This window comes from Paenibacillus sp. URB8-2, assembly GCF_013393385.1.
Classification (GTDB): Bacteria; Bacillota; Bacilli; order Paenibacillales; family Paenibacillaceae; genus Paenibacillus_AQ.
The window spans coordinates 1,256,641-1,269,492 of record NZ_AP023239.1; the positions used below are offsets into that span (position 1 = coordinate 1,256,641).

12 protein-coding genes are annotated in these 12,852 nt (G+C 53.6%); 1 reads left to right on the forward strand and 11 read right to left on the reverse strand.

Translation table 11 applies throughout. From position 1 onward, the window contains the following. Positions 1-2 precede the first annotated feature (2 nt). Positions 3-827, forward strand: a complete 825-nt coding sequence (locus tag PUR_RS05850) for a pyruvate, water dikinase regulatory protein (protein WP_179037767.1) — start codon at positions 3-5, stop codon at positions 825-827. 139 nt (positions 828-966) lie between these two features. On the opposite strand, the gene PUR_RS05855 is transcribed toward PUR_RS05850, so the two are convergent. The 11 genes from PUR_RS05855 to PUR_RS05905 all read right to left on the reverse strand — a co-directional run bounded on the left by PUR_RS05855 (position 967) and on the right by PUR_RS05905 (position 12,601). Beyond that, positions 967-2,373: a ferrous iron transporter B gene (locus PUR_RS05855; protein WP_179034435.1), complete on the reverse strand. Its 1,407-nt coding sequence runs from the start codon at positions 2,371-2,373 to the stop codon at positions 967-969. Continuing rightward, complete coding sequence (locus PUR_RS05860; protein WP_179034436.1) at positions 2,351-3,082, reverse strand: FeoB small GTPase domain-containing protein; 732 nt, start codon at positions 3,080-3,082, stop codon at positions 2,351-2,353. Before PUR_RS05860 ends, PUR_RS05855 begins: the two co-directional genes overlap by 23 nt. Further along, complete coding sequence (locus tag PUR_RS05865) at positions 3,079-3,333, reverse strand: FeoA family protein (RefSeq protein WP_179037768.1); 255 nt, start codon at positions 3,331-3,333, stop codon at positions 3,079-3,081. Before PUR_RS05865 ends, PUR_RS05860 begins: the two co-directional genes overlap by 4 nt. A gap of 256 nt (positions 3,334-3,589) precedes the next feature. After that, positions 3,590-4,690: a GerAB/ArcD/ProY family transporter gene (locus tag PUR_RS05870; protein WP_232101731.1), complete on the reverse strand. Its 1,101-nt coding sequence runs from the start codon at positions 4,688-4,690 to the stop codon at positions 3,590-3,592. A 4-nt stretch (positions 4,691-4,694) separates the two neighbouring features. Beyond that, entirely contained in the window at positions 4,695-4,928 is a 234-nt protein-coding gene (locus tag PUR_RS05875) for a hypothetical protein (protein WP_179034437.1), read from the reverse strand. A gap of 10 nt (positions 4,929-4,938) precedes the next feature. After that, positions 4,939-6,195: a Ger(x)C family spore germination protein gene (locus tag PUR_RS05880; protein ID WP_179034438.1), complete on the reverse strand. Its 1,257-nt coding sequence runs from the start codon at positions 6,193-6,195 to the stop codon at positions 4,939-4,941. Further along, positions 6,192-7,295 carry a GerAB/ArcD/ProY family transporter gene (locus tag PUR_RS05885; protein ID WP_179034439.1) on the reverse strand — a complete coding sequence of 368 codons (1,104 nt, stop codon included), beginning with the start codon at positions 7,293-7,295 and terminating at the stop codon, positions 6,192-6,194. The genes PUR_RS05880 and PUR_RS05885 overlap by 4 nt, the downstream gene beginning before the upstream one ends. After that, positions 7,292-8,893 (reverse strand): spore germination protein, encoded by a 1,602-nt coding sequence (locus PUR_RS05890; protein ID WP_179034440.1) that lies wholly within the window; start codon positions 8,891-8,893, stop codon positions 7,292-7,294. The genes PUR_RS05885 and PUR_RS05890 overlap by 4 nt, the downstream gene beginning before the upstream one ends. Positions 8,894-9,032: 139 nt before the next feature. Continuing rightward, positions 9,033-9,773 (reverse strand): glycerophosphodiester phosphodiesterase, encoded by a 741-nt coding sequence (locus PUR_RS05895; protein WP_179034441.1) that lies wholly within the window; start codon positions 9,771-9,773, stop codon positions 9,033-9,035. A gap of 110 nt (positions 9,774-9,883) precedes the next feature. After that, entirely contained in the window at positions 9,884-11,572 is a 1,689-nt protein-coding gene (locus PUR_RS05900; protein ID WP_179034442.1) for a glycoside hydrolase family 13 protein, read from the reverse strand. 24 nt (positions 11,573-11,596) lie between these two features. Beyond that, positions 11,597-12,601 carry a LacI family DNA-binding transcriptional regulator gene (locus PUR_RS05905; RefSeq protein ID WP_179034443.1) on the reverse strand — a complete coding sequence of 335 codons (1,005 nt, stop codon included), beginning with the start codon at positions 12,599-12,601 and terminating at the stop codon, positions 11,597-11,599. Positions 12,602-12,852 lie beyond the last annotated feature (251 nt).

The window sequence follows — 12,852 nt, forward strand, 5'->3', positions numbered from 1 at the left end:
GTATGATAGATACCGAAGGGGAAGGGGCGGAACACGGCCGCTGGATCGTCATCTGCTCGGACGCCGTAGGGGAAACGGCCGAAGCCGTTGTAAGCGCGGCCTTGCGCCAGTTCGAGGCCCGAACCGCCCGGATCAAACGCTTCAGCCATATTTCCGGCGGAAGGGAAATCCGCGAGGCGGTGCGGGAAGCCGCCGAGCGGCGGACGTTCGTTGCCTATACCTTTGCGCAGCCGGAGCTGACCGAAATGATGATCGGGGAAGCCGCCACTCACGGCGTAAGGGCCGTGGATATCATGGGTCCCGTCATTTCGGCGATCTCGGACACCTTCCACAACCCTCCCCTTGCCCGGCCCGGGCTGGAAGGCAGAATGAATGAAGCGTATTTTCGCCGGGTTGAGGCCATGGAATTTGCGGTCAAATATGACGACGGCCGGGATTCGCAGGGAATCGGCCTGGCCGAAATTGTGCTGATCGGCGTCTCCCGCACCTCGAAGACCCCGCTTAGTATTTACTTGGCCCATAAGGGCTACAAAGTTGCGAACTATCCATTGACGCCGGAGGTTCAGGCTCCGCCGGAGCTGTTTCAGATTCCGAGCCGCCGCATTTTCGGGCTGACGATGGAGCTGGAGGACATTCTGAAGATCCGTACCGAACGGCTAAGATCGCTTGGGCTGCAAGCGGATGCGGACTACGCGGCAGCCCACCGAGTAGTGGAGGAGTTCACTAACGCCGAGGAACTGATGAGGAGGATCGGCTGCAAGGTGATCGACGTGTCCGATAAATCCATCGAGGAAACCGCGGGTTTGATTATCGACTGCATACAATAGCCACGAATAGCAACGAATAGCAACGAATAACAACGGACCAAGGGCCGTTTCCCGGCTGCGGATGATGCGCAGGGGAGACGGCCCTTGGCGTGTCTTGAGGCTGTACTTTCTGGAAAAGAGGATTCCTGCCGCCCTACAACTACACCCAGCCGAAGGCGTACGCCGCCTGCGCCACCGCGTAGGTGACGGCAATGGCGATGCCCAGCGGGATGACGGCCGACAGGACCGCCCACTTCACGCTTTTCGTTTCTTTGTAGATGTTAACAAGCGTTGTGCCGCACGGGTAATGCAGCAGCGAGAACAGCATCATATTAAGCGCCGTCAACCACGTCCAGCCGTGCTGGAGAAAGATATCTTTAATATTTCCGAGACTGTCGACATCGACCATGGCTCCCGATGACATGTAGCCCATCATCAGGATCGGCAGCACAATTTCGTTCGCGGGCAGGCCGAGGATGAACGCCATGATAATATAACCATCCAGTCCGAGCAGATGCGCGAAGGGATCGAAGAAAGACGCCATATGGTTCAAGACGCTGTCCCCGCCGACGACAATATTGCCCAGTATCCAGGTGGCGATTCCAGCCGGCGCGGCAATCACGATGGCCCGCGTCAGCACGTTCAGGGACTTATCCTTCGAAGAAACCAGGATCGTCTTCCAGACTTGCGGCTTCCGGTATGGAGGCAGCTCCAGGGTGTAATGCGTCGGCACGCCGCGCAGCGCCGTCTTGGACATGATCCAGGAGACGGTCAGCGTGACGACGATGCCCAGCAGCACAAGCCCCATGAGGATGCCCGCAGTGGTCAGGGATTTCAGCGCTCCGGTCGTCGCGGCTCCCGCCATGAACAGGGACGCCAGCAGGATCAGCGTCGGCCACCGTCCGTTGCAGGGCACGAAATTATTGGTCAGAATCGCCAGCATCCGTTCGCGGGGCGACTCAATGATTCGCGTGGAGAGGATGGCGGCGGCGTTGCAGCCGAAGCCCATCGACATGGTCAAGGCCTGCTTGCCGTGTCCGCCCGATTTCTTGAACAGGCGGTCCATGTTGAAGGCGACGCGCGGGAGATAGCCAAAGTTCTCGAGCAGGGCGAAGACGGGGAAGAAGATCGCCATCGGCGGCAGCATGACGCTGATGACCCAGGACGTTCCCCGGTATAAGCCGAGCACGAGCACGCCGTGCAGCCAGGCTGGAGCGCCCACCGCCTGGAATCCGGCGGTCAGATAGCCCTCGATGTAGCCGAAGAAGGAGGCCAGCCAGCCCGAGGGGTAGTTCGCTCCGGCGATCGTTATCCAGAAGACTGCGCCGAGTATGGCGAGCATGATCGGGAAGCCCCAAATTTTCGAGGTTACCACTTGATCGAGCTTATGGGTGCTCTTCAGTTTGCCGCGGTCGCGGTAGGTGACAGCCTCCCGGCAGATGCTTGCGGAGACGCCGTAGATGCCGCCGACAATATCGTCGCGGATGCCGCCGCTCGTCAGCTTTTCGGCGGAGGCAATCAGTGAATCCAGCGCGCTGTTTCCTTTAATGGCAGACTGTTGCTCCATGGCCGGGCACCTCCTTTGAAATCGTGCTCTTTATGCCCAAGCTCGCCTTGCGCAGAGAAGCCAGCAGGCTCTCATCGCCGTCCAGCAGCCGCAGCGCGATCCAGCGGGCCGGGTAATCGGCTCCAAGGGACTGCTCCACGAGCGGGAGGAGCTCGGCGATGCCGCGCTCGATTTCCTCACTGTACTGAATCCGCAAGGGCTCTGCGGCGAATGCGCCGGAGGCGACGCGTTCCACCTGATTCAGCAGCTCTTTTATTCCGGTGTTGTTTCTGGCGGATATGGCGGTCACCGGTACACCCAGCCGCGCGGATATGGCCTTCAGGTCGATGTCGATGCCCAGCCTGCGCGCCTCGTCAATCAGGTTGATGCAGATTACGGTCCGGCCGGTAATCTCCAGCACTTGCAGGGCGAGGTTCAGATTCCGTTCCAGCGAAGTGGCGTCCAGTACAACAAGCGTCACTTCCGGTTTCTCAAAAATGATATAATCGCGGGCCGCCTCTTCATCGGCCGAGTTGGAGTACAGGGAGTAGGTACCCGGAAGATCGACGGCGCGGTATTCCTTGCCGTTATGCGTAAACGTTCCTTCGGCGGTAATGACCGTCTTGCCGGCCCAGTTTCCGGTGTGCTGCCGCATTCCGGTCAGCAGATTGAACAGTGTGCTTTTTCCTGTATTCGGGTTGCCGGCAAAGGCTACAGTATAAGATTTCATTCACTTTCCCCTCCAATCGGTTCTCCGTAAATGAGTGAGCTTTCTTCTCTGCGCAGTGCAATCATTGTATTGCTTATTCGGAATGCGGTAGGGTCGCCCAAAGGACTGCGGCGAACCACTTCAACCGTATTGCCAGGGACAAAGCCGAGATCCAGCAGTCTTCTTCGCATTACGCCCTGCACGCTCATCCCGCTGATTTGAAGGAAGCTTCCTTTAGCAGCTTCGGATAACGGTATGCCGGTTGCAGCCATAACGATCACCCTTTCTTTTTGCATATACACGAATTGTTGAGCTGTTCCATGATATTAGTATACGCGAACAAATTTGTCCTAGCAACAAAAAAGTTTCCCCAAGGAAACTTAAATTTTAATAAAATACCCTCGTAAAAAAGAATCGCTTCTTCTAAGCGAGGGTATTAGTGAGCGCCGGACGCGTCGAGGCAGCTCGGCGAAAAGGAAGATGCACAGTCCCCGTAATGCACCGCAATTGCCGAATCTCTGCCGGCGTTCACGCCGACGAGCGGGAGGACCGTCCGCGCAGTACGGCTGCCAACGCCAGGATCAGCGGAATGGCGATTTGAAAAATGGTATCGATTCGGGTGCTGGGCCCGAGGCCGATGGTAATATGCTGGGTATAGCTCCTTTCAATGAAGGATGCCGCATAAATAAGTGCCCCGAACGGGAAAACCCACCGTTTTGCGGATGTGTTTGTCAGGCTTGCCGCCACCTCCACCGCGCAGTAGAACCAAATCAGCATTTTGATAAACAATCCGATAAAAATCATGAGGGTGACCAGAATATCGAGCCGTTCGATAAACCTCAAACTGGACAGTGTTCGGACCGAATGGAGAAACGGGAGATAGGAGCTTCCGGCCAGAACCGGACCGAGGATGGCCATGTTCAGCGCATTCATGAATATCAGAAACAGGCTGACCCCGATATAGGCCCAAACCGCATGTTTTACGGGAACGCCGGACTTCTCCCAAAGTGGCCATAGCACCAGAAAGACGATCATTTGGCCGAAAGGAAAAGAGAGGATTTCGGGCAGCGCCGCCTGCAGAATCGGCCAAAGCCCATTCTCGGCTACAGGCGTCAGCCGCCTGATATCGACGTTCCCCATAAGTAAGAATAGGATGATCAGCAGGAAATAACAAAACAGCAGACCCGGAAGCAAAATCTCCGGAAGCCGGAAGATGATCTCCGCTCCCTTCCAAATCGCATAACCCGCAATAATCACAAACACCAGCATTGTGATGGATATGGGGGTTGCTTCCAGCATGATCAACGCGGTCAGTTCGCCAAAATCGCGTAGATTGCGCATGGATTGATAGGCAAAATAGCAGCTATATACTATGCCAAAGAAGGTGCCAGCGATGCGGCCGAAGCCGAAACGGAGCATTTCAGGCAGTTCCATTTCAGGCAGGCGCTGCTGAAGCCACATGAAGAGGAGAAGAAGCGCGAACCCGGCCGCGGCCCCGGCGCTCATCGCCAGCCAGGAATCCTGCTTGGCGTCGGCGCCCAGAAGAAACAGGGGGGTGCTGCCAATTTCAAACAGGATCACCATTAACGAGATTTGCAGGCCCGTGACCCGCTTTTTTATCCGTGACAATGCTCTAACCTCCTAACCATCTGATAATCGCTCTACCGACAGGCTGGAAAAACACAATATAGGCGGATGAGGTGCTGAGATGCGGAACCATGGCTATGCCCGCAACGTTGACATAAGCGGCCCATACGAGCAAACCGCCGAGTATCAGCCGGTGCAGACCGCTTCCTTTTCCCCGCAGCTGCCGCCATCCCCAGAAGAAGACGGCGGCGTAGAACACGATGACCGCAGCCACCTTCATAACATCAGCCTCATTTCAGTTCGAGTGATTTATAGGATCTGCCGCTAAGGCCGATCCGCTCGATTTTCACTTTCACATGCGGCCGGATTTCAACCTTCTGAAATACGGTATCCCAACTGTCTTCCTGTTTAATTCGCTTCCACTGCTTCGGATGATTGCGGTGAATGGAAACGGCAAAGCCGGTCACATCGGCATTCAGTTTTTTGACTGCATGCCATGAATTATCTATGATTTCAAGAATGTTGTTTTCGATGGAGCGCTCCATTTGGCGCATAGAGGATGCTTTTTCCAGATCCAGTTCGCTTCCAATTTCGGTCAATGTACCGCCTGCTTTAATATCGATATCCATGACGTAATGATCGTTCTCCCAGATCGGATGGACAGAGGTTGAGGAATGCAGCAGCGTAACGGAAGCATCGGCCCTGTCGCTTTTTTCCGGTATGGAGGGAAAAGAGATGTTCGCCGTTTTAATCTTGTCCGTCATAAATGACAATCCGAACGCCTCACGCTGGGACAGCCATCCGACAAAACGGTCTTCTTTGAGCACGCCCAATCTCCCGAAGGCGATCCGGGAAGGAAGATCGGTCTGGGCTGTGTCGTCCGTCCGGTCCATCACCCGATTGCCGGTCAGCTTGATTTCCGGTACCGTCGTGCTTCCCGAGTCGGAGGTCAGCTGCATCGCCAGCTCATACATCCGTGTTCCGGGAAAATAGGATGTCAATTTGGCCTCCTGCTCAATCATGAGCTGGATGCCCGCGCCCTGATTTTTGGTAAGCTGCATCAGCTGATCCAGAATCCGGCCCGCTTCTCCTTCGGTTATGAATACGTAGACCGTCTCACGGGCGTCGGGTTTTCGCAAAAACAGATCGATGAGCTGGCTGAATCCTCGTTTCGCCAACGATTCGCCGATCACTGTAACCCGGGAGTGGGAGAAGAACAGCTGGCGTGTGCTGGTGAGATTGGTACGCTCGACGGCTTGTATAATGGTAGTTCCCTTTACCGTATAGGTCAAAAAGGGAGGGGAGCTTGTGCTGCCTCCGCCGCTGCCCCCCATGCTGCTGGAACCGGACGAAGGGTTGATTACCTGATAGGTCGCTTTCCATTGGTCATCCTCCCAGTCATAGGCGGAACCCGAAACGATGCCCAGCTCATTCAGCTCCCTGTCATCCCAGCAGCCGCCAACCAGGAGCGACAGGAGGGAAAGAACCAATAGGAAGCTTCGCCCTTTAAGGTGTAATTTACGACGTATTTGTTTCTTCTCGCTCATGTCTTATACTCCTTTCTTTTGATGACCGGTTCTTTAATCCGGGTCCATAGCAGAACTCCCAGCGGCAGCAGAATATTAAAGAGTAAAAAAACGATAATTCTGCCCTCTTCGTTAAAAATGTTCAACTTCTCCGGTTCCCGCCAGGTATATAGGCACTCCGTGATAACAGCTATCGAAAGCGCCACGGTATACGGTTTGTCGTTCCGGATGCGGAAGGTCTGCTTAAAGCACTGTACAGTTGCAAACATAAAAATGGCGATCTTCATATAGACGGACATCGTCCAGTAAGAAATGAACAAAACATCCAGATTCTCGATAAACCGACCGACCTGAATGATACTGATTGTCGAAAATATCGGATAAGCGATGTCCTTCATGTACTGGGGCCCAAAAACCACCAAAGTCATAAAAATCTCCACAAACATAGCCAGCGTCACGAGGCATATGCCGATCACGCCGATAAATGTGCTTTTTTGCGGAAACTTCAAATAAGGGGCGATAAAAAGCAGTACGGAGACTTCCGACATCCATCCGATCGGTGTAAGGGAGGCAAGCGCTAGGGAAGCCGCTGAATGATCGAATATAGGCAGCAGCCGATGCAGGTTAATATGCTTCGTCAATCCCCAGATATACAGCGGAAAGACCGTGAGAAGTATAAGGTTCACAATGCTGTTTATCCGGGAAATGGCTTCAATGCCCCGGTTGATCATATACAAGGTGACAAGCATAATAATAACGGCCGTTATAACCGTGGGCGTGCTCGGCAGCACGTTGTCCTTGATGAAGTTTACATATACGCGCAAAATGTTCGTCGTCAGGTCTAGATAATACTGAAGCAGAAAAATGCCGATCAAGACAGCGAAGACGGGCGAGATTTTATTGCCTACCCATTCCAAAAAAGGCGCGCCGCCCGTGGCCTTGATTACAGTTCCGATAAGCCAGGCTATGCCAAGTCCGATTAACCCCGAAAATATGACCGCAAGCGGCGAATCCTGTTCTAGGTATTTCCCTATAATGACGGGAAGCACCACGATAGCCGTGGGGAAAATGGCGCTGAAGACGAGCAGGATTGCCTGGAAGGTGCCGATTTTTCCTTTCAAGAGTTATCACTTCCCTGCGGGTTGGATCGGTTTTCGGAAACCTGCTGCTCTTTCGCAGGCGGACTCTGTCTTGGCGTTTCTTGGCTTCCGTAAGTGCTCGGGCGCATCTTCATTTTCCACATTGGCAAACGGATAAAAATATCTTTCAGATAACGCGGCTTCATCGGAGCCACCGGAGATAAATACGGAATGCCGAACGATTGAAGCCCGGCCATGTGGATGAGGAGCACCATCAAAAAGGACATAATGCCGAACAGGCCCATGGTACCGGCGATCAGCATCATCAGGAATCGGATGAGCCGGATGGAGTTGGCGATGGCCAGCGACGGGATGACAAAATTTGAAATCGCCGTGAAGGACACCACGATGACCATGGCAGCGGACACAAGGCCCGCCTGAACGGCGGACTGTCCCAGTACAAGCGCGCCCACGATGGAGATTGCCGGTCCGATGGCCCGCGGCATCCGCACCCCGGCTTCGCGCAGAACGTCGAAGGTCAGTTCCATGATTAGCGCTTCGACCAACGCGGGGAAGGGCACGCTTTCTCGCTGGGCCGCCAAGCTGATCAGCAGCGTGGTCGGCAGCATCTCCTGATGGAAGGTTGTGATGGCGATATAGAGCGCAGGCAGCAGCAGGGACACGAAAAAGGCGATAAAGCGAATTATACGCAGGAAAGAGGAAATGTCATACCGCTGGTAGTAGTCCTCGCATGATTGAAAAAAGCTGAAAAAAGTCGCCGGAGCCAGGAGGGCGAAAGGCGTTCCGTCAATAAGGATGCCGATCTGTCCCTCCAGAATGCCTCCTACCATGGCATCGGGACGCTCTGTATTCTGAATGGTCGGAAAAGGCGTCATTCCGCCGTCCTCAATCAGTTCCTCAATGTAATTGCTCTCCAAAATGCTGTCCGTGTCAATGGCATCCAGCCTTTTTCGAATCTCGGCAAGCACCTGCTCATTTGCGATGCCATGAAGATAGACCAGGGCGATGCCGGTCTGAGTCTGGCGGCCGATTTTATATTCTTCGACCCGCAGATTGGCATTCTTCAGTCTCCGTCGCAGCATGGAGGTGCCTGTCCGAAGGCTTTCGGTGAAGCCTTCTTTGGGACCGCGGATCACTCCCTGCGAGGTCGGTTCATTGATGCTCCGCGTCTCCCAGCCGGAAGTATTGGCGGCCAGCGCAGTATTGGCTCCGTCAAGCAGGATAATCGTATTCCCTTCGAACAGCATGCTGAGCAGGATTTCCACCGTCTTGCACTCTTTGATTCCGCCAACGGGCAGAATTTGCTCCTTGATCAGAAGAAGGGCTTTCTCATTCTCCATGCCCTGTTCCTGCAAGTCCTGGCTGTCCGTCAGGGGCTGAATAACGCTTTGGGTGACCAAATCGGCATTGATCAGTCCGTCAATATAGATGAAAGTCAGGGAGGGGGAACCGGAGGCCGGATTGGATAACGACCGGAACACAACATCGGAGCTGCCTCCGATACGCCGTTTAATTTCCGCCACATTGGCGTCCAAAGAGGATTCCAGCGGCCGGGATGAAGCTGTAACGGTTTCCGGTTTGGATGCGGCTTTATGGTTTGACAGGAATTTCAGCTTCATGGCAGCTCCCTCCAGGGCACAGCTTTTGACTATTCCGCTGTATTATGCCCAGGAAGGGATTCCTTATTCTGGCTTTGGAAGAGCCGTAAATACGCGAAAAGTCCGGTCGCCCATTATGGGAACCGGACTTTCTTTCAATTTATCTGCCTTTGCGCGCAAGCAGCCTGGCAAGGACATCGGGCACGTCCGTGATGATGCCGGCCACGCCCGCATCGATCAGGAACTCCATCCGCTTCGGATCGTTCACCGTAAACGGATGATAGACAACACCGTTCTGCGCCGCCTCCCTCACGAATTCCGGCAGCACCGCCAGATGGTTGGCGTGCAGCGCCTCCGCTCCGACGGTGGCGGCATAGTTCCAGGGGCGGTACAGGCCTTCCATATACAGGATGCCCGTCTCGATGTCCGGAGCCAGCGTCTTGAAGTGAACGAGCGAATAATGATTGAAACTGGAGATGACGACCCGGCTGCTCATGCCGTAAGCCCTGACGGCGGCAATCACTTTTTCCTCCATACCCGGGTATGGGAAGATACCGTTCTTAAGCTCGATGTTGAGTACCGTGTCCCTTTCGAGCAGCAGCTCCAGCAGCTCCTCCAGCCGCGGAATTTTCTCTCCCGCGAAGCTGCCATCCCCGAACCATGCGCCCGCGTCGAGCGCCCGCAGCTCTTCCAGCGTCTTGTCCTTCACATAACCGCTGCCGTTTGTGGTCCGGCTAAGCTCCTCATCATGGATGAGCACAAGCTGTCCGTCCCGGGTCATCTGCACATCGGTTTCGATGCCCGTCGCGCCAAGATCAAGGCTTCGGCGGAATGCCGCCATCGTATTTTCCGGGCATACCGCCGAAGCGCCCCGGTGCGCGAAATTCAATATTTTTGCCACCTGCTCATTCCTCCGTCTTCTTATTTCTGCCTATTATTATAGATCAACATTGATTCGGGAGAATAAGCGGAGAGTAAAATATTTCTGTTCACGTACTCGGCCGGAGCGGCTTAAACCGTAAATTTATAGACTCTGGCTTCATAAGGACGAAGCTCCAGGCTGCGGACATCCGCGGTTTGATCCACATCATAATTGCTGATGAGCAGCTGCGTTTCGCGGGCCTCGACCTCCGCCGGAAGCTCGAATTTTGCAGGCTCGCCGAAGAAATTGAGGACGACCAGCAGTCTTTCACTGCCGAGTGTGCGGAGGTACGAGAATACCTGCTCATTCTCTTCCGCCAGAATCGTGTAATCTCCGTACACGATAATATCATGCTCTTTGCGCAGCTCGATGAGCCGTTTGTAATAATGGAAGATGGAGCCCGGATCGAGCAAAGCCTGCTCCACATTGATCTCCGTATAATTCGGATTTACCGCCAGCCAAGGCGTGCCGGTCGTGAACCCGGCCTGCGGCTCGCTGTTCCACTGCATCGGCGTGCGGCCGTTGTCGCGGCCCTTGATGTATATCGAGTTCATGATGGCTTCTTCCGTATGGCCTGCGTCCAGGTATTCCTTATGCATATTGATGATTTCTATATCTTTATAGTGGCTGATCGAATCGAACTTCACATTCGTCATGCCGATTTCTTCACCCTGATAAATGTAAGGCGTGCCTTGCAGCGTATGGAGCAGGGTGGCGAGCATTTTGCCCGATTCTTTATGATAGTCCGTATCGTTGCCGAATCTGGAGAGCATCCGCGGCTGGTCGTGATTGTTCAAATAGAGGCTGTTCCAGCCCTTGCCGCTCAGCAAGGTCTGCCATTTGGTGATTATGTCTTTAATGTCTTTCAGCACCCAGGGCTTGCAGTCCCATTTGCCGCCCGGGCCGGAATCGACGCCCATCAGCTCGAAATGGAATACCATGCTCAGCTCGTCCCGGTCTTCGCCGACATATAAAGACGCGTCTTCCGGCGTAACGTCGACCGCTTCTCCGACGGTCATAATGTCGTACTTGGATAATACTTCCCGGTTCATTTCCTGCAAATATTCGTGCACGCGCGGACCGTTGACGAAATAGTCACCGCCGAAGTGATACGGCCGGCTCTCGCCGTCTTCAACCGGCACGCTGGGCAGCCCGGGAACTTTGGAAATCAAATTAATGACATCCATGCGGAACCCGTCGATTCCTTTGTCCAGCCACCAGGTCATCATGTCGTAGACCTCCCGGCGAACCTTCTCATTATCCCAGTTCAGATCGGGCTGCTTCTTGGAGAACAGATGGAGAAAGTATTCGTCTGTCGCTTCATCATGCTGCCAGGCCGAGCCGCTGAAGAATGAGCCCCAGTTGTTCGGTTCCCGTCCGTCCTTGCCCGGACGCCAAATGTAATAATCGCGGTACGGATTGTCCTTCGATTTGCGGGATTCCGCGAACCAGGCGTGCTCGTCGGAGGAATGGTTCACGACAAGGTCCATAATCAGCTTCATCCCCCGGTCGTGCAGGCCTTGAAGCAGGATTTCCCAATCGGCGATTGTTCCGAAGTCATCCATGATATCCTGATAGTTGCTGATATCGTATCCGTTATCGTCATTGGGAGACTTGTACACGGGACACAGCCAAACTACGTCCACGCCCAGCGTCTTCAGATAATCCAGCTTGGAGATGATGCCTTGCAGATCCCCGATTCCGTCGCCGTTGCTGTCCTTGAAGCTTCGCGGATAGATTTGATAAACTACGCTTTCTTTCCACCATTTTCTCTCCATTGCCATTCTCCTTTTCCTGAATAATTAGGCAAGAGTCCGCACCGTCTGTCTTTCCACAATCGAATGGGAGACGATCCGGCTGTTGACGTTCTCATGTGTGTCGATCATGCAGATCAGCTTTTCACAGGCGATTTTCCCCATCCCATAGAGAGGCTGGCTGATCGTAGTCAAGGGAGGTACGACCATTTGGGCAAGCCTGAGATCATCGTATCCCATAATGGACAGGTCACCCGGAATCTTGAGTCCGTGCTTCGCGGCGACCGTCAGGGCGGCAATCGCCATCTCATCGCTGGCCGCGAATACGGCCGTACAATCCGAAGCCGTCTTTAATAGCGCTTCCATCGCATGGCAGCCGCTGAGAAAACCAAAATCTCCGTAGGCCAGATAGCTTGGTTTAAAAGGAATGCCGTGCTCTTCAAGCGCCTTCTTATATCCTTCCACCCGGGGGATTCCGGCGATCGTATCATTTTTGGTCCCGCTGATCATGGCAATTTTTCGATGCCCTTTTAGAATCAAATATTCGACTGCATCGAATGCGGCCTGATAATCATCGACCTTTACATACGGAACCTTGCTAAACCGGGATTCAGAGGAAATAAGTACAACTGGAATTTGCATTCTCTCCAGCACGGCGTAGTATTCCTTTTTCAATACCTCACTGGAAAAAATAAGCCCGTCAATCTGCTTCTCCCGCAGCACCTGCAAATACTTCATTGTACGCTTCCCGTCCGAATCGGTGTTGCATACCATGACGCTATAATTATGATCATGGGCGAATTCTTCGATCCCTTGGAGAATATCCGAAGAAAAAGCGCTGGAAACACTGGGGAACATCACGCCGATTGTGTGGGTCCGCTTGTTGATGAGCCCCCGGGCGATGGCATTGGGCTGGTATCCGATCTCCTCGATGGCTTGATACACTTTTTGTTTCGTTTTGTCCGAGTATCCCGGTAAATGGTTCAATACTCTGGAGACGGTTGCAATAGAGACATTAGCTCTTCGGGCAACATCCTTAATCGTTGGATTCATAGTGAAATCAAGTCCCGCTCGATTTAGATTAAACGTTTACGTAGAAAAATAAAAAAAAATTTTCATTTGGAGAAAACGCTTACCTAGATAGTAATTGTAACGGTTATATTTGTCAACTCGAAAAAATAAAGGCTGAATTCCAAGGAGGGATCATCCGTTGACAAAAGAAATTTCAAGCGCTATATTCGGGGTAAGCGTTTACGCCATGAGACAGGTATAATGAAAAGTCCGGGAAAGAGTCGCTTGCGGTA

Bases quoted from the DNA above. Each gene is read 5' to 3' on its own strand.
- PUR_RS05850 (WP_179037767.1), top strand. From the start codon at position 3: ATGATAGATACCGAAGGGGAAGGGGCGGAACACGGCCGCTGGATCGTC.
- PUR_RS05855 (WP_179034435.1), bottom strand. From the start codon at position 2,373: ATGGAGCAACAGTCTGCCATTAAAGGAAACAGCGCGCTGGATTCACTG.
- PUR_RS05860 (WP_179034436.1), bottom strand. From the start codon at position 3,082: ATGAAATCTTATACTGTAGCCTTTGCCGGCAACCCGAATACAGGAAAA.
- PUR_RS05865 (WP_179037768.1), bottom strand. From the start codon at position 3,333: ATGGCTGCAACCGGCATACCGTTATCCGAAGCTGCTAAAGGAAGCTTC.
- PUR_RS05875 (WP_179034437.1), bottom strand. From the start codon at position 4,928: ATGAAGGTGGCTGCGGTCATCGTGTTCTACGCCGCCGTCTTCTTCTGG.
- PUR_RS05880 (WP_179034438.1), bottom strand. From the start codon at position 6,195: ATGAGCGAGAAGAAACAAATACGTCGTAAATTACACCTTAAAGGGCGA.
- PUR_RS05890 (WP_179034440.1), bottom strand. From the start codon at position 8,893: ATGAAGCTGAAATTCCTGTCAAACCATAAAGCCGCATCCAAACCGGAA.
- PUR_RS05900 (WP_179034442.1), bottom strand. From the start codon at position 11,572: ATGGAGAGAAAATGGTGGAAAGAAAGCGTAGTTTATCAAATCTATCCG.
- PUR_RS05905 (WP_179034443.1), bottom strand. From the start codon at position 12,601: ATGAATCCAACGATTAAGGATGTTGCCCGAAGAGCTAATGTCTCTATT.